The 19,978-nt window shown below is 61.2% G+C and carries 17 protein-coding genes and 3 pseudogenes; 12 read left to right on the top strand and 8 right to left on the bottom strand.

Annotation, left to right across the window (positions count from 1 at the left end; genetic code table 11):
- Positions 1 to 64: 64 nt before the first annotated feature.
- The 5 genes and pseudogenes from J8I87_RS40745 to J8I87_RS40725 form a co-directional block, all read left to right on the top strand.
- Positions 65 to 763 (top strand): annotated as a pseudogene (locus J8I87_RS40745) (MFS transporter); the annotation flags it as partial.
- 104 nt (positions 764 to 867) lie between these two features.
- A pseudogene (locus J8I87_RS40740) lies at positions 868 to 1,264 on the top strand (DUF1259 domain-containing protein); the annotation flags it as partial.
- Positions 1,265 to 1,422: 158 nt separating this feature from the next.
- A complete protein-coding gene (locus J8I87_RS40735; RefSeq protein ID WP_209938133.1) occupies positions 1,423 to 2,469 on the top strand; it encodes a YncE family protein in 1,047 nt (348 codons plus the stop codon).
- A gap of 104 nt (positions 2,470 to 2,573) precedes the next feature.
- A complete protein-coding gene (locus tag J8I87_RS40730) occupies positions 2,574 to 3,737 on the top strand; it encodes a DUF3182 family protein (RefSeq protein WP_209938132.1) in 1,164 nt (387 codons plus the stop codon).
- A gap of 49 nt (positions 3,738 to 3,786) precedes the next feature.
- The gene (locus J8I87_RS40725; RefSeq protein ID WP_209938136.1) at positions 3,787 to 4,476 is read left to right on the top strand and encodes a S9 family peptidase; all 690 of its coding nucleotides are present in this window, start codon (positions 3,787 to 3,789) and stop codon (positions 4,474 to 4,476) included.
- A gap of 137 nt (positions 4,477 to 4,613) precedes the next feature.
- Here J8I87_RS40725 and J8I87_RS45385 read toward each other — a convergent pair whose 3' ends face one another.
- The 3 genes from J8I87_RS45385 to J8I87_RS40705 form a co-directional block, all read right to left on the bottom strand.
- Positions 4,614 to 5,012, bottom strand: a complete 399-nt coding sequence (locus tag J8I87_RS45385; RefSeq protein WP_280923149.1) for a DUF2000 family protein — start codon at positions 5,010 to 5,012, stop codon at positions 4,614 to 4,616.
- A 155-nt stretch (positions 5,013 to 5,167) separates the two neighbouring features.
- Positions 5,168 to 5,761, bottom strand: a complete 594-nt coding sequence (locus J8I87_RS40710) for an antimicrobial peptide resistance and lipid A acylation PagP (protein WP_209938131.1) — start codon at positions 5,759 to 5,761, stop codon at positions 5,168 to 5,170.
- A gap of 109 nt (positions 5,762 to 5,870) precedes the next feature.
- Positions 5,871 to 6,275 carry a hypothetical protein gene (locus J8I87_RS40705; protein ID WP_245254541.1) on the bottom strand — a complete coding sequence of 135 codons (405 nt, stop codon included), beginning with the start codon at positions 6,273 to 6,275 and terminating at the stop codon, positions 5,871 to 5,873.
- A gap of 122 nt (positions 6,276 to 6,397) precedes the next feature.
- On the opposite strand from J8I87_RS40705, the gene J8I87_RS40700 reads away from it, so the two are divergent.
- Positions 6,398 to 7,315: a lysozyme inhibitor LprI family protein gene (locus tag J8I87_RS40700; RefSeq protein ID WP_209938130.1), complete on the top strand. Its 918-nt coding sequence runs from the start codon at positions 6,398 to 6,400 to the stop codon at positions 7,313 to 7,315.
- 29 nt (positions 7,316 to 7,344) lie between these two features.
- Here J8I87_RS40700 and J8I87_RS40695 read toward each other — a convergent pair whose 3' ends face one another.
- Positions 7,345 to 8,994: a cyclic nucleotide-binding domain-containing thioredoxin-disulfide reductase gene (locus tag J8I87_RS40695; protein ID WP_209938129.1), complete on the bottom strand. Its 1,650-nt coding sequence runs from the start codon at positions 8,992 to 8,994 to the stop codon at positions 7,345 to 7,347.
- 159 nt (positions 8,995 to 9,153) lie between these two features.
- A pseudogene (locus J8I87_RS40690) lies at positions 9,154 to 9,552 on the bottom strand (zinc-binding dehydrogenase); the annotation flags it as partial.
- A gap of 284 nt (positions 9,553 to 9,836) precedes the next feature.
- On the opposite strand from J8I87_RS40690, the gene J8I87_RS40685 reads away from it, so the two are divergent.
- Positions 9,837 to 10,043: a hypothetical protein gene (locus tag J8I87_RS40685; RefSeq protein ID WP_209938128.1), complete on the top strand. Its 207-nt coding sequence runs from the start codon at positions 9,837 to 9,839 to the stop codon at positions 10,041 to 10,043.
- Positions 10,044 to 10,378: 335 nt separating this feature from the next.
- On the opposite strand, the gene J8I87_RS40680 is transcribed toward J8I87_RS40685, so the two are convergent.
- Positions 10,379 to 11,263 (bottom strand): LysR family transcriptional regulator, encoded by an 885-nt coding sequence (locus J8I87_RS40680; RefSeq protein ID WP_209938126.1) that lies wholly within the window; start codon positions 11,261 to 11,263, stop codon positions 10,379 to 10,381.
- 77 nt (positions 11,264 to 11,340) lie between these two features.
- On the opposite strand from J8I87_RS40680, the gene J8I87_RS40675 reads away from it, so the two are divergent.
- On the top strand, positions 11,341 to 12,642 hold the full coding sequence (locus tag J8I87_RS40675) for an aspartate aminotransferase family protein (protein WP_209938124.1): 1,302 nt from the start codon (positions 11,341 to 11,343) through the stop codon (positions 12,640 to 12,642).
- 128 nt (positions 12,643 to 12,770) lie between these two features.
- Here the strand turns inward: J8I87_RS40675 and J8I87_RS40670 are convergent, their stop codons facing one another.
- Positions 12,771 to 13,718 carry a PTS sugar transporter subunit IIA gene (locus tag J8I87_RS40670; protein WP_209938122.1) on the bottom strand — a complete coding sequence of 316 codons (948 nt, stop codon included), beginning with the start codon at positions 13,716 to 13,718 and terminating at the stop codon, positions 12,771 to 12,773.
- Positions 13,719 to 14,120: 402 nt separating this feature from the next.
- Between J8I87_RS40670 and J8I87_RS40665 the strand changes: the two genes are divergently transcribed.
- The 3 genes from J8I87_RS40665 (at position 14,121) to J8I87_RS40655 (ending at position 17,440) form a co-directional block, all read left to right on the top strand.
- Positions 14,121 to 14,828 carry a GNAT family N-acetyltransferase gene (locus J8I87_RS40665; protein ID WP_209938121.1) on the top strand — a complete coding sequence of 236 codons (708 nt, stop codon included), beginning with the start codon at positions 14,121 to 14,123 and terminating at the stop codon, positions 14,826 to 14,828.
- Between the two features lie 113 nt (positions 14,829 to 14,941).
- Positions 14,942 to 15,160, top strand: coding sequence for a hypothetical protein (locus J8I87_RS40660; protein ID WP_245254540.1), 219 nt, complete (start codon positions 14,942 to 14,944; stop codon positions 15,158 to 15,160).
- Positions 15,161 to 15,991: 831 nt separating this feature from the next.
- A complete protein-coding gene (locus J8I87_RS40655; RefSeq protein ID WP_209938120.1) occupies positions 15,992 to 17,440 on the top strand; it encodes a catalase in 1,449 nt (482 codons plus the stop codon).
- Between the two features lie 177 nt (positions 17,441 to 17,617).
- Here the strand turns inward: J8I87_RS40655 and J8I87_RS40650 are convergent, their stop codons facing one another.
- The gene (locus J8I87_RS40650) at positions 17,618 to 18,961 is read right to left on the bottom strand and encodes a TAXI family TRAP transporter solute-binding subunit (protein ID WP_209938119.1); all 1,344 of its coding nucleotides are present in this window, start codon (positions 18,959 to 18,961) and stop codon (positions 17,618 to 17,620) included.
- Positions 18,962 to 19,149: 188 nt separating this feature from the next.
- On the opposite strand from J8I87_RS40650, the gene J8I87_RS40645 reads away from it, so the two are divergent.
- Positions 19,150 to 19,533: a response regulator transcription factor gene (locus J8I87_RS40645; RefSeq protein WP_209938118.1), complete on the top strand. Its 384-nt coding sequence runs from the start codon at positions 19,150 to 19,152 to the stop codon at positions 19,531 to 19,533.
- Positions 19,534 to 19,978: the final 445 nt, after the last annotated feature.

Below are 19,978 nucleotides of genomic sequence, written 5' to 3'. Positions count from 1 at the left end.
GACTCAACACTCAACGGAGGTTAGATCGCATCAAATCGCTGGCTGCAAATCCGTCCGTCGAACCGGGTCAACCTCACTCCCGGCCATGCGCACCATGTTCCTGCTGTACGCGGCGACGGGCATCGTCATCTGGTTCCTGTACCATCGGCTGCCGCAAGCCGGCACACAGACGCAACGCTGCACCGCACCGCTAGGCCAGTCGCGGGGCATCGTGACGCGTTTCGCGCTGCTGTTCAGCGTGGACGCGTTTGCCGGTGGCCTGCTCGTCAATTCACTGCTGTCGCTGTGGCTCATGCAACGCTTCGGCCTGTCAGTGGGCACGGCGGGCCAGTTCTTTTTCTGGGCCGGACTGCTCACCGCGCTCTCCCAGCTTGCGGCACCGCCTCTGGCCGGGAAGATCGGCCTGCTGAACACGATGGTCTTCACACACATTCCCGCAAGCCTGTGCCTGATCGCCGCGGCCTTTACTGCTTCACTGCCCGTGACGCTGACGTTACTGCTCATCCGAAGCGCCCTGTCGCAGATGGATGTCCCTACGCGCACCGCCTACGTGATGGCCGTGGTCACGCCTTCCGAGCGCCCCGCTGCCGCCAGCTTCACGTCCGTGCCGCGAAGCCTTGCTGCGTCGCTTGCGCCGTCACTGGCAGGTGGCCTGATCGGGATGGGATGGCTCGGTGCGCCGCTCGTTGCCTGCGGCGTCCTCAAGATCGCCTACGACCTGTCGCTGCTCTTCATCTTCCGGCACGTCAAACCGGATCGCTGAGCCCTGCCATCGTAAAAAGATCCGACCACCACAGAACGCGCAGCCTGAATCGATAACAACCACCCAGGCGCGCACTACCCCCACTGTCGAAGGAGGATTTTCTGATGTTATCGCCAAGACGCCTCTCGCAAGCGTTGGTCATCGCCGTCGGTGTCTGTGCAGCCGCGAGTCAGGTTCAGGCGCAACAGCAAGCCGCGCCCGATACCGCTCGCATCGAGCAGATCACGGGTCTGAAGGGCACCTTCTCCAAACAGGGGGACGTGTTCAAGATCTCCAAGCCGCGTAACGATGTGAAAGTGCAGGTAGACGGATGGACCATGCCACCGTTCATGGGACTAACGTCCTATGCGGCGTTCAAGCCGGCCCATGGTTCGCAAGTCATGATGATGGGGCGACACGGTGCAGTTCGAAGACGAAGTCAATCCGGCGACGAGCGCAGCGCTCGACGCCGGGCCGGAGGTGACCGCGCTCCATAACCATTTCTTTTTCGACCAGCCCAAGGATTAGCGTGCGCAGCGCGGACCCATCTCGCAAAGGTGTCAAGGCAGCCCTGGATGCGCAGAGCGCAACGGCGCGATAACTCCGGGCAGAGTGTTACGAGTGATGCCACCGCTGCCCCTTGCACGCAGCGGTTGCACTTGAGTCGTGGGAGAAGCTTCATGAAAATCCTGCAGCACTGGCGCTTGCGCCCGGCGGTTCTGTGGTACCTCGTCCTCCTCTTTTTATCTGCAGTTGCAGGCGTTCTCGTACACATGATTCCATCTGCCGCCGGGGAGAAGGAAGCGCAAAAACTGCCACTGGCCCACGTCGCTGATATCCCGTTGCCAGGCCGCACCACCCGGCTGGACTATGAGAGCTACGATCCCGCGCGCCATCTGCTATTCATTGCCCATCTTGGCGACGGGGAAGTGATCGTCTTCGATGCGGGCGCCTCGCGTGTGATCGCACGCATAGCGGATGTTGCATCCGTTCATGGCGTGCTCGCCATTCCCGAGCTGTCGCGCGTGTATGCTTCAGCAACGGGAACGGATGAAATCGTCGCCATCGACGAAGCGACGCTCAAGATAGTCGCGCGCATGCCAGGCGGCCATTATCCCGACGGGATGGCCTACGCGCCCGAGATGCACAAACTCTACGTATCGGACGAGACCGGTAACACCGAGACAGTCATCGATGTCCGGAACAACCAGCGCGTCGCCACAATTCCGCTCGGCGGTGAGGTGGGCAATACGCAATACGACCCGCAATCGCATCACATTTTCGTCAACGTTCAGACACATAACGAACTCGTTGAAATCGACCCGACGTCAGACAGGATCGTCGCCCGTCTCAAGCTTGAGGGAGCGGATCACAACCATGGGCTGCTGATCGATTCCCGGGACGGGCTCGCCTTTATCGCCTGTCAGGGCAACGACAGGCTGCTCGTGTTCGATATGGGAACACGGCGGGTCGTCCAGTCGTTCAGCATCGGCGGCGACCCTGACGTGCTCGCATTCGATCCGGCACCGGGCACGCTCTATGTGGCGGGCGAAGCTGGCGTTGTTTCAATGTTCAGTGTCAAAGGGGCGAACGTCGCCAAAACCGGCGAAGGCCACCTTGGACCCAACGCCCATGTGGTCGCCGTCGACCCCACTACGCACCACTCATATTTCCCGCTGAAGGACGTCGATGGACGACCGGCGCTTCGAATCATGTCTGCGCAATGACGGTCATCTGACTGCTGGCATTGCTTTTGCCCTGATGAAAGTATTTGCGAGGTATCAAGCGATGCCTCTTCGCCATTGCGCAATTTGGCGCACAGGAGGACAGCATGGAACCATCGGCGGATGATGCCGTATCCGCGGCACCCGCGTTACCGGTCGTCCTCGTGCATTGCAAAAGATACAAGATGGCCCAGGGCGGTCACGAAGCACACACGCTTCGGGAACTGGCGCGCCAGATCGCTGAGCTCAAGGGCACGCAGTTTGCTGGCGAATTCGACGAAGCACGCGCGTATCGTGCCCATCGTTATCTGGTTCCCGACGACACGCTCACCCTCGCGGAGGCGCGCAGGCTTGGTGTGCACTCGGTGCGCGATCTGTATGGTGGCGTCGTGCCGTTTCCCTTCGTCGCGACAAAGCTGGTCGCACACGGCCTACCCGACGGCGCAAGGGTTGCACCGCCTGGCTGGTCACAGGCGTTCGGCGCGCATACGGCGTCACTTGTGTTGCCGGGCTACTCGGCGTTTTCACGCGAGGACGCTCGCAACGCCGCGCGGGCACTATGGAAAGGCGGTCGTGTACGCATCAAGCGGCCCTATGGAATCGGCTGCGCTGGACAGGCGCTGGTTGCGGACAGCGACCAGCTGGAGGCGGAACTCGATGCGCTTGGAGACGACGCCTTGCAGGCAGAAGGCATCGTCATCGAGCGACATCTGGACGGGATTGAAACATTTAGCGTCGGCCAGATCACATTCGATGACATGGTAGCGAGCTATTACGGCATTCAGCACCTGACCGTCAACAATCACGGACACCATGTCTATGGCGGGACGGATCTGGTCGTGGTACGGGGCGGCTTCAATGCCCTCGAGGGACTCAGACTCCCGCAAGAGATACACGAAGCCGTCGCGAAGGCGCGCGCGTTCGATACTGCCGTGCAGACCGGCTATGCCGGATTCTTTGCATCGAGGCGCAACTACGACGTCGCACGAGGTCATGACGAAGCGGGCGTTCTGCATTGCGGGGTGCTCGAGCAATCGTGGCGCGTCGGAGGCGCGACGGGCGCCGAGATAGGTGCGCTGCGCACATTCAGGACCGAGCCGGACACATATCTGGTATGCGCATCGACACGCGAGATCTACGGGGAAGAGGTGCGATTGCCCGCCGGGGCGTGCGTGGTCTATCGCGGCGTCGATGCGCAGGCTGGCCCGCTCACGAAGTACTACGCGCTGGAAGAAACACGGCGCAAAGGAGCATCGGTTGACGAATGCTGAGCGTTACCACCTGCAGATCAAGGTCGAACATGGCTATCTCGATGGCACGATGCTCGTGCCGAAAACAACCGTGCCTGGAGTACTGTTCGTGCACGGATGGGGCGGCAACCAGGAACAGTATCTGGAGCGAGCGCGGCAGGCGGCAGCCATCGGCTGCGTATGCCTGACGTTCGACCTGACTGGACATGCGAGAACGCAGAGCGAACAGCAGACGGTAACGCGCGAGACGAATCTTGCTGACCTGATGGCAGCGTACGATGCGCTGGCTGCACATCCGCTGATCGACCGCAATTCGATCGCCGTGATCGGCAGCAGTTATGGCGGCTATCTCGCAGCCATCCTGACAGAGCTACGCCCGGTGCGATGGCTCGGTCTACGCGTGCCCGCGCTGTATCTCGACGAAGGCTGGACCACGCCAAAACGCGCGCTGCATGTCGAGCATGATCTCGTCGAGTATCGCAAGCGCATCGTGCCGGCGACGGAAAACCGCGCGCTGCGCGCGGCCGCACGCTTCAGTGGCGATGTACTGCTGGTTGAATCGGAACATGACCAGATCGTTCCGCACACGGTCATCGCCAGTTATCTGCAGGCCTTCCTGAGCGCCCATTCGTTGACTTATCGAGTCATCGAAGGCGCAGATCATGGGCTCTCCGATGATGCGAGCCAGCGGGCCTACACGGCGCTGGTTGCGAACTGGCTGGGCGAAATGGTCGCGGGCCTGCGCGCCGGCAGCACTTGAGTAGACGCAGATTGCTTGTTGGCCGAGGGACTTGATCCGAATGGTATAAGCCGATCCTGCGTAAATGTGCGCCCGCTCGCGCCTGCGGCAAACTTGAATCGAGGGGGTAGACAGCAACTATCTGATTTGCGCAATTTTTAATTGGGACCACAAGGAAAACCCACGTCCGACGTGGGAGCTTCTGACCGGGAAATCGTACCAAAATCAAAGCCACCCCAATGAACGCGCACGTCGCCCTGTGCGAGCCGCAGTGCGTTCGCGAGCGCATCGAACATCGTGCCATTGAGCGCATTGCGCTTGTCCGGGCGGTTGATGCCAATCGACCACACCTGCCCATTGAGTTCAGCGGTAACGTTGGCTGCCATCATGGCGGTGCCATCGCTCTTCCGCAACGGCGCGCCCACCAGTTGGCTGTGCCGCTGTCCCATCGTGAATGCGACGACGGCTGCGGCATTCGACGCCTTGCCGGGCGACAATGTTTCGTCCACGACGATGAGGCAACGTTCCGGCTTGTGCGAAGCCTGTGTATTGCTCAAAAAGTCTGCTTCCGTTTGCAATAACAATTCCTCTCTCCGATAGAACACATCCTGGAGAGAATGCTATTGAACGTTTTGCCGAAAGTATTGGACGATTTTGCAGCCGGTATGACCTGGCGCGTCATTGAAACGATCACGCTGCCGTGACAGCGACATCAAAACTCATATCGGCCCCAGAAGAACGCGACATCGCCCTTGTTGACGCCCGGAATGCGCGGAACGAACGCGCCCATCACGGACGCCTTGCGATAGCGGATCGAACCGACGGGCAACACGAGCGGTACGGGCAGGTAGTGCGCGACATCCGCGCGCGCGGTGAAGCCCGCAAAGTAGCCGCCGCCCAGCGACAGCCCACCGAGCACGGGCTTCGTGTACCACTGTCTCGCCCAGCCACCGATAGGCTCCGGTTTCTCATGCGAATCGAGAAAGATGAACGCGAACAGGATGTCGTCGTCGCCGTTCTCGTCGGTGAAGTGCTTGCCTGCGCCGCCGCCCCACGACCGCGCATTGAGCGACTCGCGTTCCTGCTCCGAATAGCCGTTGATGTGCCAGCCGTAGCCCGGCAGATAAAGATCCCACGTGCCCTCTTTCGCGACCCGCTCGATGCGCCGGCACGCACTCGCGAGCCACTCCGCCGAATAGCTGCAACTCGCTTGCGCAGCGATCGCGGGCGCGCCGCTTAACCCGCAGCACGCAATGGACATCGCGCTTGCCGAGACGAATGCAATCCTCGTGAGTATCGTTCTCATTGTGCGCCCAACGGCTCAAGCCGGTTTTTATACGCGTTGTGCGTCGGCAGCCCAAAGCTGCCGGTTCCACGCAGATCACACCATCTTCAAACGAAACCGCCGCCAATACCTATTTCGCGGCCTTCGATACATCGCACTCGCCAGAGGGAACATTGCTGCCGCCCGTATTTTTCAGCGTAAGCGCGAGCCGGCTTCCCCTATTGGCCGTGATGATCTGTCCGTAACTGACCGTCGGGATAAACTGAATGTCGGGGGCCACCGCCACGGCAGGCGTTCTTGCGCCGTCCACGGTCAGGTCGAGTTCCACGGTGATCGATTCGATGGCGACGCCCCAGTCCCGTCCGTGCGCCGCCTGTTCCTTCCGGAAGTTGCACAGGCCTTCCATGACCTGCTCCAATGCAGTGGGAATATCCACGGGTTTGCCTGGGGGAATGGGCGGTGTGTTGCAGCCGACAATCACAAAAGGCAAGACAATGACAGCGAGATAAGTGCGCATCACGATCCCCTGTTTCATGAAACGTTCACGAACTCTCGTTGCGACGCGAGAACCTGCGGTCCTTGCGCGTCAACTCAGCGGCTGTCCTTCCCACTGAAATGGACAAGGCGTTCGGCTTATCCCATTCCGAGGAGAAGTGTATGCGCGCCATTCAGTACCCGGCAACCAGCAACGCGGCGACGCCAGGCTTGAACCAGTGGTTGCTTCGCTGGCTCTGTTTCACTGTACTTATGCTTCCCGGCATAGCCCCGGCAATGGACTTCAGGATCTATGACCAACCTCAGCTTAAGCTGAAAATGGTTATCGGGGAAGGGAAGGTTCAGGACGGTGACGCGGAGAAATTTCTGGCTACCGCCAAACTGGCTGACCGCGATGACGAAGGACTCGTTATCCTCGTTTTAAGCAGCCCAGGAGGAAATGTCGAGGCCGCTTTCAGAGTCGTCGATGCAATGGATCAGGTACGCGTCCATACAGTCGTCCCGGACAGTGCCAGATGCGCTTCCGCTTGCGCCTCCATTCTGTTCGCTTCGGGGATGCGCCGAAGTGTCGTTGGTAGTGGACTGCTCGGCTTTCATAGCTGCTACCGGCGCGATGGACGAACCTACGCCGAGGACTCGCTTTGCAACGAAATCATTGCGGCAAACGCAATGCAAAGAGGGATTAGCCATGCAGGCATCAATCGCTTCGTCAAGCAATACGGTGCGCAAGACATGGCATGGGTCGGGCGCGACGTCGCCTGTCGATCACTGCAAGGGCTCTGCAAGCCAGGGCTGCTGGAAGCCCGATCCGATACGAAGACTGCACTGATGCAGAGTTTCGATTGCAGCAAGCTCATCTCCGTTCAGGCGCAGCTCATTTGTGGCGATGAGGAACTTACCCGCATCGATAAGGCTTTGACAGAAGTCTATAGCCGAAAAATGAATGCGTCGGCGAACAAGACACGATTACGGGCGGATCAACGCGCATGGCTTCGCAATTCCCGCGACGCGTGTGGCGACAAGGCCTGCTTGCTGCGCAGCTATCGTCTTCGCATCGATGAACTCAAGCGGTCGTCTTGACGCGCCTTTGTCGTTCGAGAGCACGCGTTTCACGCATCGAGCTGCAAATACTTGTGTGCGAACGCAATCGCCATGCTCCCCTCGCCGACGGCCGAAGCCACCCGCTTGACGGGACTCAGCCGCACGTCGCCACAGGCGAACACGCCCGGCATGCTGGATTCGAGCAGATAGGGGTCGCGCGTATGCGACCAGCGTTCCGCCTTGACGACGTCGTCGCCAGTGAGCACGTAGCCGCGGCCATCACGCGCGATTTCCGCCGGCAGCCAATCCGTCTGCGCGTCCGCACCGATGAAAACGAACAGTCCGCCGCAGTCGTGCCGGCGCACTTCCGCGCTCGTCGCATCGCGAATGTCGATTGCTGTCAGACAGGTATCGCCATGCGCGCCGACGACTTCCGATCGCAACTGCACGGCCACATTCGACTTCGCGGCCAGTTGCTCGACGAGATAGCGGGACATGCCTTTCTCGAGCGAATCGCCGCGCACGACGAGCGTCACCTTGCGCGCATGATTGGCAAAATACAGCGCGGCCTGTCCCGCCGAATTCCCGCCGCCGATCAGATGGACATCGAGTCCATGCGTCGCGCTCGCTTCGCTGCGGGACGCGCCATAGTAAATGCCCTTGCCGATAAAGCGGTCGAAGCCGTCTATCGCGAGGCGCCGCCACGTGACGCCCGTCGCGAGAATGATCGTGCGCGAGCGCACGACGTCGCCTCCGTCGAGACGAATCCGACGTCCTTCGACATCGATCCCGGCAACCGAGCGCGTCACCAGAATTTCCGCGCCGAGCCGCCGCGCCTGCTGCAACGCGCGGCTCGCGAGTTCATCGCCCGAGACGCCATTGGGAAAGCCGAGATAGTTCTCGATGCGCGACGACGTTCCCGCCTGGCCGCCTGGCGCCTCGCGCTCCAGCACCAGCGTGCGCAAGCCTTCGGATGCGCCATAGACGGCGGCGGCGAGCCCGGCCGGTCCGCCGCCGATGATCGCTGTGTCGTATTCGGCAAGGCGAGGCTGCGTCTGCAGACCCAGCAGGCGGGCCAGTTCGCGCGTCGCGGGCCGGTTCAGCACCGTGCCGTCGACGAGCCGCAACGCAGGGCAATCCGCCTCTTGCGGACACGTGCCCGGCCAGCGCGCCGGCAATTCGGGCGCATCGGGTGTCATCCAGTCGTGGCTGATCTGGTTGCGCGCGAGAAACTGGCGCAGCGATGTGCAGGCGGTGTCCCAGCGGTTGCCGACGATCGTCACGCGTGCCTTCGGCGGCTCGGCTGAGAGGCTTTGCAGGCCGCCGATGCGCTCGCGCGCGAGCGCGCCCATCTTCACCGCCACCTCCGGCGATGCGGCGGCGAGCGCGTAGTAACGCTGCGCATCGATACGCATGACGCGCGACGGCTCCGCTGCCCGATACGCGCCCGGAAACGGCGAACTCAGCGCGAGCGGCACCTCGCCGAAGATGGTCCCGGGCAGACGCCAGCCCAGTGTGCGCTCGATGCCGTCGAACGTCTTGATCACTTCCATCTTGCCCGACAGCACCGCGAACAGCGCGCGCTCGCCGCCTTCATGGACGGCATATTCGCCCGCGCACAGATGCAGATCGGCGGATGTGTTCGCGAGCGTTTCCAGTTCGTGGTCGGGAAGCGTCGAGAACAGCGGCACTGCGCGGATATCGTCGATCGTGAGCATGGCTTCGTCCTGTCAGGCAGATGACGTAAAGCGCGGTCCACCAGGTTTTGGGGCGTCATGTCCGACGAAAGGACATGCACAGGCAAACGACTAAGCTATCAGACGAGGTGCGCGCATCGAGCGACGCGGTCATGAAGCAAGTTTAGCAAGTACGCGCTCTCATGTGCTTCGCTGAACCACTTTCAACACGATCTTGCCGATATGCTTGCCCGAATCCATCAACTCATGCGCGCCGCGCACATCCTTTAGATCGAAGCTCTGATGCAGCAGCGGCTTGACGCTGCCGCTCCGGATATGCGGCCACACATGCCGTTCGAGTTCACCGATGATCGCCGCTTTCTCCTCATGCGTGCGGGAACGCAGTGTCGAACCGGTATGCGTGAGCCGTTTGACCAGCATCGGAAACAGATCGACTTCCTTCGCGGGTCCCTTGATCACGCCGATTTGCACGATACGTCCGTTGATAGCGGCAGCAGCATAATCACGCGCGCCATAATCGCCCGCGATGATATCGACGATGACGTCGGCACCCTTGCCGTCCGTGATGCGCCTGGTCGCAGGACCTCCGGCATACGGCCCGCATCCGGGCGATGATCGACGAGATCGTGTTCGCCTTCGAGGACCACCGCTAGCGTTCTCGCAGCGGCGCGCCGAAAGCATGATGTCGGTTGCCAACAGTTGCGGCAGCCAAAGTGTCGTGCCATCACCGACACTTTCTGCGCTCCCCGCACGGCGTCACATCACGCAGCCGGTTGTAGAGCGGCGCGTACATGGCAGTCGGGAAATATTTTTCCTGTCGGCACGGTCGTTGCAATTGAACGTGCATCGACAGGAGATAAGTCATGAACGCCTTTCACGCGACGGTAGCGACATCGACCGGGATCATTGCCATCGTTTTCCTCGTACTTGTGACGGTGTGCGGCACGGGCATCGCCGCGTTTGCCGGACTCCTGCCTGCGTCTGAGCGCGTGGCCGCCACCGTGACGATCGCTCCCCTCGTCGACATCCAGACTGATAGGCCGGCGAGCCCCGCGCGAAGCGTCGATTGAACTGCGCTGTGCCGCGCGCTGAACAGGGCGCGCAAACCGCGCGCATCCTGACTTTGGGGATCACTCGCGCACCGCGTTCGCGAAAAGGTGCAGTGCCGCAGGCGTATGCCGGTTCGCCGGGTAATAGAAGCACCGTTAGAAGCACCGTTAGAAGCACCATTAGAAGCACCATTGCCCGAATGACGGTCCCGACCCAGGCAGCAGATCAACCAGTAAGCCTGCCGCGAGAAGCTCGCTAACGAGCGATTCGGGAACCCAGGCAACGGCCTTTCGGGACAGCGCCGCGCTGCTACCGCCCCAGTCGATCCCGACTTCAGGCAGGCATGGGCGCCCGATCAAAGCAAAGGAAGCATGCCCCTGATGTGCTCCGCGAATGCCGCCGTCAAAAGCGACGGACGCTCCCGTTCGAATTTCAGCGAAACGCCGACCGCAGGCAACGGCGGAAGATCGGCATCGGCACTGAGTACACACAGGTCGGGCGGCACAGCCGTCTGCGTCATGACGGCAAAAGCCTGCCCCGAGCGAACCAGTGCGGTGAGACCGGACAGGCTGCTGCTCGCATACGCGATCCGGTAGTCCCTGCCGGCGCGTTGCAGCGCTTCGCAGGCGGCGATGTGATCGAGCGTGTCCGGGTCGGAGAGCGCCAGAGGCAACGGATCGAAATGCGCGGGCTCCAGCCCCGGATAGCCGATCCACACCAGTTGCTCGCGGCGAATGATGTCTTCATCACGGCTGCCTTCGGGCAACGAGATCATCGCGAGATCCACCGCGCGCTTCGCCAGCCGTTCCAGCAGCCGCGGCGTCGGCCCGCACACCACTTCCACGAGGGCATGAGGATGCTGGCTGGAGAACTGCCGCAGCAACGACGGCAGAAAGACAGCAGCATAGTCGTCCGGACAGCCGAAGCGGATGCTTCCCGAAAGCCCCTTGCCGCAAAGCTCGGCCATCGCTTCGTCGTGCAGCCGCAGAATGCGTTGCGCGTGGATCAACAGGCGTTCGCCCGGATTCGTCAGCACTACGCCGCGGCCCGTGCGCTGAAATAGCGGCTGATCGACGATTTCTTCGAGCCGCTTCATCTGCTGGCTCAGCGCGGACTGGGTCCGGCCGATCCGGCTGGCCGCGCGGCTGAGCGCCCTCACCTCGGCGATGACGGCAAACGAGCGCAACAGATCGATTTCGAGTGAGAGACTCAAGATATAAGGCCCTCTTCTACCTTGCATAAGGACTATTCGTTTCTATAAAACCAGAGAGCCGTCTAGACTGCAAGTCATTCCCGCCCGTCACGAGGAGAAGCAAGGTGTCCCGGAACAACGACGCGACCTTCTGGCAAAACGCCAGACAGCACCTCATCCGCTATGGCGGCACGTTCGAACCGATGATCATCGAGCGCGCCCAGGGCAGCTTCGTCTACGATGCGGACGACCGTCCCATCCTCGATTTCACGTCGGGCCAGATGAGCGCGGTGCTCGGGCATAGCCACCCGGAAATCGTCTCGGTGATCAACGAATACGCCGCCAAGCTGGACCATCTATTCAGCGGCATGCTCTCTCGGCCGGTGGTGGATCTCGCGACCCGCCTCGCCGAGGTCACGCCTGACGGACTCGATCGCGCGCTATTGCTCAGCACGGGCGCAGAATCGAACGAGGCCGCGATCCGCATGGCGAAGCTGGTCACGGGAAAATATGAAATCGTCGGCTTTGCGCAGTCCTGGCACGGCATGACGGGAGCCGCGGCGTCCGCGACTTACAGCGCCGGGCGCAAAGGCGTCGGTCCCGCGGCCGCCGGTTCGTTCGCGATACCCGCGCCGTTCGCGTACCGTCCGCGCTTCGAGCGCAATGGCCAATACGATTGGCTGGCGGAGCTGGACTATGCGTTCGATCTGATCGATCGCCAGTCGAGCGGCAGCCTCGCGGCCTTCATCGCGGAGCCGATCCTCAGTTCCGGCGGCATCATCGAACTGCCCGAAGGCTACATGGCGGCCCTCAAGCGCAAATGCGAAGCGCGCGACATGCTGCTGATCCTCGACGAAGCGCAAACGGGAGTGGGACGCACGGGCACGATGTTCGCCTGCCAGCGCGACGGCGTCACGCCCGACATTCTCACGCTATCGAAGACATTGGGCGCGGGCTTGCCGCTCGCAGCCGTCGTGACGTCCGCGCAGATCGAGGAGCGCGCCCATGAACTGGGCTACCTGTTCTACACGACTCACGTATCCGATCCGCTGCCCGCCGCAGTCGGTCTGCGGGTGCTCGATGTAATTCAGCGCGACGGCCTGGTTGCGCGTGCGAGGGCAATGGGCGAGCGGCTCAGGTGCGGCCTGCTCGATTTGATGGAGCGCTTTGACTGCATCGGCGACGTTCGTGGACGAGGGTTGCTGCTGGGCATGGAAATCGTCAAGGACCGCCGCACGAAGGAGCCTGCGGATGGGCTGGGTGCGAAGATCACCCGCGAGTGCATGAACCTCGGGCTCAGCATGAACATCGTGCAGTTGCCCGGCATGGGCGGTGTTTTCCGGATCGCGCCGCCGCTGACCGTGAGCGAGGATGAGATCGACCTTGGCCTGGACTTGCTCGGCAAGGCCATTCAGCGCTCGCTGTAAGCCGTGCGCGGCGCCCGCCCGGCAGTGCCTTGCGTGGCTTACTGCTGCGCTAAAACGGGGGATGCTTCGAGCGTCAATGCAAATCGGGCTTGCACCTGCTTGTACCTGCTTGCACCTGTCATACGCACTTAAGAGTGCGGCCGCAACGGCTTGACGACTGCCGATGGAATATCGCGCGGCGTCGTGTGTCTTGCATCACGTTCTGCTGCATCCTGCGCTTCGAAGTCGGCGAAAAGCCGGCATACGGCGCGCGGGTCCGCGCACGCGTGAAGCTGCTCGCGAAACCGCTGATCGCAAAACCGCTCCGCCACCTCGGCCAGCAGATGCAGATGCGTCATGTTCGCCCATTCCGGCACGAACAGCACGACGAGATCGGTCACGGGCCTGCCGTCCGGCGCGTCGAATGGAATCGGCGCGGCCGGGCGCACATAGAGCGCCAGCGCTTCCTGCAACCCTGTGATCTGGCCATGCGGCACGGCCACACCCTGGCCCAGCGCAGTCGAACCCAACGCCTCGCGCGCGGCGAGCCCCGCCATCACCGCGGCCGCCTCCAGCCCGTAGCGTTGCTCAATGAATTGCGCAAGATGTGTGAAAAGCGCTTCGCGGCTGGCAACGGCCAGATCGAGCAGCACGTGGTCCTCCGTGAGCAGATGGGCAATGGCATCCTTGCTGGCCGCGCGGTCCTGGTGCCGCGCGTGTGCGTCCCCGTGCGGCGGCTCCGGATGCTGCATCAGCTTGCTCCACGTATCGGTGGGCGCGTCAGGAACCTCCAGCAACTGCGCGATTTCCGCAGTCGGCGCCAGATGCGTGACGCGCTGCATCGCCTCCTTCAACGCCGAGCGCGGCAGGTACAGTATCAGCCGCACGCGATCCGTGCCGTGCAGCGGCGTCATGCGTATCGTCCACGACTGTCCGGCGCAGTCGCGGATCAGCGCCTGACGCAATGGCATCGCATGCTGCGCATCGAGTGTGATGCGCATGACCACATCGCGGCCCGCAGCGCTCTGCGAAGCGCGATGAACTGCGCGTTGCTTCAGGCCAAAGAGCGCTTTCAGGTCTGCCAGAGAGTGCTTCATGCTGTGCCTCGACTGTCCGTTTCGGATTCCGTTGTTTCCGTGCTTCGTTCAGCGCTTGCGCAGTCGGCCCATGGATTTCCGCGCACCCATGCTGATGCTACCCGATCGAAGTGATACATGGGATGCGCCCGCGTAATGCGCAGAGCGAGTCCCGTGCCGAAGATCGTGACGAAATCGCCGGAAGGTCGACGACTTTAACCCATACGAATCTCACCGCGCAGCACACGGATCGTCATATAAAGGTATAGAACGGCGCGAGTAAAAATGGCGTAAATCCCGTGTTGCAACGTCCATATGGACAATAGAAGATCAGCTTCGCGCAAGTCTTTACGACATTTTTTCTTGTGGCGTGCAAACGCCGACCCTAGACTTTGGATAACTCATGAAGTACGGAGAGATGTCATGTCGAAGCGGCACGTCACCATCGTGGAACATACGGCCCTCGCCCACCTGAAGCGAGGCATCGGAAGCGTGGTGCTTCGGCGTTTCGACCCGTCGCGCGATTCGTACGCGCAACTGATGACGATGCTGCATCGTGCGTTTGCGCGTCTCGGCATGGCGGGCCTGAACTGCACGTGCGTGGATCAGGCCGTCGCTGTCACGCAGCGGCGTGCCCAGGCTGGCGACTGCTTCGTGGTGGTCAGCGGCGGCAAGATGATCGGCACGATGACGCTCTATGCAAGCGACAGCGATTCGGCCTGCGAGCATTATCATCGGCGCGACGTCGCGACGATCCGCCAGCTGGCCATCGATCCGTCATGGCAGAACCGCGGCATCGGCAAGTCGCTTCTGGCTTTCGCCGAGCACTGGGCCGCGACGCGCGGCTATTCGGAGCTCGCGCTCGATACGCCGTATCCCGCTGCGCATCTGGTTGCGTTCTATCGCGGCCAGGGGTTTCGCATCGTCGACGCCGTGCGCTTCGCCGGCAAGGTCTACGACAGTGCGATTCTCACCAAGGCGCCTGTCGTCGCGCGGACGCTCGCCGCATGGACGCATCAGATCGCGTTGCCGGGCGCGTGCTTCGTTCGCTTCGCCGCATCAAGCATCGCGACATGCGGGAACCTTCAAGGCACAGCCCGCACGGCGAGCCGCACGACAATGCCCGCCTGAAGGCTGCGATGCGCGCGCGAGGGTGGCTTAAGCTCGTGCTCGTCACCGTCGGCCAATCAAATGCTGACCGCCGTCTTTGCGTATGTCGGGCAACAGGTCAACCAGGCCTGACGGTGCTGCACACGTTGATCTTCAGTTGCGTGACGGGTGCGCTCACCGGCTACTGGCTACGGGCGGACGCGCGCCGCGCGTGGCGTGACGCATTGGACCAGGGCTACGTCAGCACGCGGCACGCCAGCGATGACGTGCTGAAGATCGCCGATGACTGTCCGAACCGCTGGCTCGTCGTGTTGTACATCGAGTTGAATCCCGACCTCGCTGGCCCGCTTTGACGACCGGCGGCGCCCGCCGCTCTCTTGCGAAAGCGCGCCCTGCATCAGGCTGCGGTGCATCATGAAGCATAACCAGAGATCAGACCAAAACCTGCCTCACCACACCGATTCTCGCTGCCGACCCGGCGGTATGGTTTTCGGCGTACGCTTTTGGATGGGGATACTGTGCGTTCGCGCTGCCAGCAAAGGTGGTTTGCGAAGGACTCGGTGCGGCAGATGAAACGCCCAAACAGTTGATACTCGCATTCGAGCTTGGCAAGCAGCGTCTGCGCAAGGTCATCGCCGATAAAGCTTTGCCACGAACGGGCGAGCGAATCACACTGTCAGCCGAAGATCTCTAGTTCGCCGTTCGCGCACCACTCGCTTTCATGCGCGGCCGCATGCGTGCCGGAAACGATCTGCCGCGTCATAAAAACATGTCAGCCGACAAGCCAATACAAATTATCAGCGTCCAGGAAGACAGCCGTGTCTTCGCGGACATGTCCGACGGCGCCGGAATCCGTGCCTTTCCCTGCGGAGCCTGTTGCAGCTACTTCAGGGCCGTCTGACCCGTGCCTGAGCCGCGTCAGCGTCGTGTTGCAACGGGCACTGAATGCGAAGCCGCGCGCCGTCCTCATCCCGATCGTCTGCGCGATGCGACACTGGCTCATTGGCAAAACTATCGGCGCAATAACCGGCCAATGACAGTGTGATTTAGACGCGCGCTATCGCATCGGTAAGAAAGCACAAATTCAAAAATCACGCTGCACTTGCTATCGTTCCTTCACCCCAATGCGAATAAAACAGATTTGCTAATGGGTGCAATTCCTTTCGGTCGGAACAGGAGCACGTATGCAGAAAAAGCCACTCACTACTTTATTCGGGGCACCCGTTGTCGATAATCAGAATATCCAGACGGCCGGGCCGAATGGACCGGCTCTTCTTCAAGATGTATGGTTCCTTGAAAAACTGGCTCACTTTGATCGCGAAGTCATCCCGGAGCGGCGCATGCATGCAAAAGGCTCCGGTGCATTCGGCACCTTTACGGTGACACACGACATCACGCAATACACGCGGGCCAAGCTGTTCTCGGAAGTCGGTAAAAAGACAGAGATGTTCGCCCGCTTCTCGAGTGTAGCCGGTGAACGCGGCGCAGCCGACGCGGAACGTGACATTCGTGGCTTCGCGCTCAAGTTTTATACCGAAGAAGGCAACTGGGACCTTGTCGGGAACAACACGCCCGTGTTCTTCATCCGCGACCCGTTGAAGTTCCCCGACCTGAACCACGTCGTCAAGCGCGACCCGCGCACAGGCTTGCGCAGCGCCGAAAACCTCTGGGACTACTGGACACAACTGCCCGAATCCTTCCACCAGGTCACCATCATCATGAGCGATCGTGGCATTCCGCGCACGTGGCGTCATATGCACGGCTTCGGCAGCCATACGTTCAGCCTTATCAATGCCGGGAATGAGCGATTCTGGGTCAAGTTTCATTTCCGTACCCAGCAGGGAATCGAGAACATCACGGACGCCGAGGCCGCGAACCTGATTGGACGAGACCGCGAGTCACATCAGCGCGATCTCTATGAAAGCATCGAGACGGGCAACTTCCCGCGCTGGACGATGTTCATTCAGGTGATGCCGGAGAAAGAGGCATCGGCGTGCAGGTTCAATCCGTTCGACCTGACGAAGGTCTGGCCCAAGTCGGACTACCCGCTGATCGAAGTCGGCGTGATGGAGTTGAACCGCAACCCGGAAAATCACTTCGCCGATGTCGAACAGGCCGCATTTGCGCCCGCAAGCGTGGTGCCGGGAATCAGCTTCTCGCCGGACAAGATGCTGCAGGGCCGCCTGTTCTCGTATGGCGACACGCAACGCTACCGGCTGGGTGTCAACTACGCGCAGATCCCCGTGAATTATCCGCGCGCGACCCGCCATTACAACAGCTATCATCGCGACGGCGCGGCTCGCGTCGACGGCAATCATGGCGGCAAGACATCGTACGAGCCGAACACGCGTGGCGAGTGGGCCGAGCAGCCGGACTATCGCGAACCGCCGTTGTCCATCGAAGGCGCTGCGGACCACTGGAATCATCGCGTGGACGACGATTACTTCTCGCAACCAGGCGAGCTGTTCAGAAGGATGTCGCCAGCGCAGAAGCAGGTGCTCTTCGACAATACGGCCCGTGCGATCGCAGGCGTTTCCAGTCCCATTCAGGAACTGCACATCAGGCACTGCACGCTTGCCGACCCCGAGTATGGCCGGGGCGTAGCCGCCGCAATCGAAAAGCTGGGAGGCTGATATAGATCGAGGTGGTCGCGCGCCGTACGCTTCGTGGTGAGTTGCCATGCGTCATTGTTTGCTGATGATGCATGGCTTGTTTTGAATCGGCGCACCTTGCACCTTTCCGCGCGAGCGGATTTCGTTCAACGGGTACTTCGCCGTGGCCCGCGCGGGTCCCGTGGTCGCGTCAATCGCCTAGTTGTTCAGCTTCGCCGCCGCCATCGAGATGCGCTCGCGCACCACGCTGATGGCTTGCTTGAGCGCATAGACGTTGTGCAGATGACGCGTCGGCACCCCTATCTGGCTGGCTTGCGCGTCAATGTCCTCGATTTCGTTGCGCCATTGCGCGACCTGATCCGGCGATGGCTGCGCGGTTCTCCAGATTTCGTCTTCGAGCGATTTGAGCTCGCGATACCAGACGACAAAGCGTTTGTTGATGCGCGAGTCGAGCATGCGCGGTAACGCCTGCAACACGCCTATGAGCACTGCCATGAAAGGCAGCAGGATCAGCAGACGTCTTTCGATGAAGCTCGCCAGCCAGAATGGAAGATAGCGCTGCAAGAACGGACGCCCCGACTTGAAATAGCGCTCGCTTTCATTGGTGACTGGGAACTCATCAGTGTTCAGATTCGGAAAAGCGCCGAGTGGCGTGAAATAGTCTTCGCCAGAGTGGACGGTCCTCGCGGCATCGAGCAACAGATAGACAAGCGCCGGGTGCAACGTGTCTTTCGCGACCAGCAGCGCAGTGGCGGCAAGCAAGGTGACATCCGCTTGCGGACTGTCATTGACGATGCTCGTCGAAGCTCGCGGAAATATCACTTTCGAAAGAGACGGGAATTTCTGCACGAGCGCATCCGCCTGAGCGAAACTCATCAGCTTCAGGTCGCTGTTCAGCAGCGTCTGCTGCATCGGCGCGTCGGGTCTGCCAATAAAGAATGCCGCATCGAGGCAACCGTCTTCGAGGCATCGATAAGCCTTTGGCGCATCCGTTTCGACCAGTTGCGTATTGTCGCTCGTGATGCCGCTGTAGCCCAGCAAGGTCAGCGACACCTGCCGCAGTCCGCTGCCCGGCACGCCGATGCCGATCCGTTTCCCGCGCAACTGCGCGAGACGGTTGACGGTGCCCGTGCCTCGGTAGAACACCCAGATCGGTTCATACGAGACGGCCGCAATGGTTTCCAGATGATCCGTTTCCTGCGGCGCCGTGGTGCCAGATTGAATGAAGCCGACCTGATATTCGCTCGCGGGATCTTTGAGCCGCATATAGTTTTCGACCGACCCCGACGAGCTGCGGATATCCAGTGTGACACCGTCACGTTTCAGGACGGGCGCATAGCGGTCGGCAAAGCCTCTGTAGATGCCATTGTCCGCGCCCGTCGTAATGACGATCTTCGTCTGGAACGCCGGCTCGATGATGGTGAAGAGTACCCATCCCAGCGCGATCAGCGCCACGATCACGCCGATTACGAGATGCCGGCGGCGCGCTGGCGTAAGCGGTGGTTTCCGGCTGCGATGAAGCGCGGGTTTGTACCTGGGCATCGTATGGCCCTCTTGTCCCTGTCATGCTCCCGTCAGCGACGACTGCGCGTGTATGGGACCAAAGTCCAATACCCCGCGCGCATCCGATTTCATATGCTAGTTCGTGAAACGTCGTGCATCCAGCGGCGTCAGGCATGTGCGCTGCCCTGCTTCGAACAGGTATTTGAACAGCCCGCCGGAAGACATCGATGGACGCAGACACGCGATTTGTTGCGGTTGTCGACGACGACACATCTGTCTGTCGGGCGATCCAGCGGCTGCTGCGCTCCGCTGGAATCGCAGCGGACATCTTTCCGAGCGGCGACGAGTTCCTGTATGCGCTCTCTGCCACACCTGACTACGATCCCGGCTGCGTGATCCTGGACATACAGATGCCCGGAACGGATGGCGTCGAAGTACAGCGAAGGCTTGGAAGCAAGCTTCCCGCGATCTTCATTACGGCATACGACGACGATGAAATCCGCGCGAGAGTCATGGCGGCGGGGGCGCAGGCGTATTTCAGCAAACCGTTCGACGATTCAGTTTTTATCCAGAGCGTATGCGCCGCGTTAGGCAGCCAGCGTTCGAATTAGCGTAGTGCACGATTTCTGCGTTCGCTATTGGACCAAGGTCCAATGGTTTTTGTGGCGACGGCTGCCGGATACTCGTTCTGCGGAGCCCGGCGTGCCGTGAAGCGGCATGCGTTTGCATGATCGGGGGCGCGGCATTCGTCTGATCGTCCCGATGCGCGGACTCATACGTTTGAGCTTCTGGTGCGGTGCGTCAGCAAAGGTTCAACGTCGTCTCGCGCATGCGCACCGATGTCGCCGGCACGAAATTGCCTCAATGGGGAGGCGCTCATGGCGTCTTTGTCGTACGGAACAATGAACCGCCGTCGAATGGTTCCGGCGGGTTCCCCGGCCCGGAAACGGCCGTTGCGTCTTCTTGTCCTGATCGCACTGGCCTCCCTCACCGCCTGCAAAAAAGCCCCCACGGAACCCCCGCGCCCCACGATCGACGTGACCGTCGTGACGGTTG

The sequence above is a fragment of the Paraburkholderia sp. LEh10 genome, assembly GCF_017814945.1.
Classification (GTDB): Bacteria; Pseudomonadota; Gammaproteobacteria; order Burkholderiales; family Burkholderiaceae; genus Paraburkholderia.
Note: the sequence above shows the minus strand (reverse complement) of the source record. Positions and strands in the feature narration are given on the sequence as shown.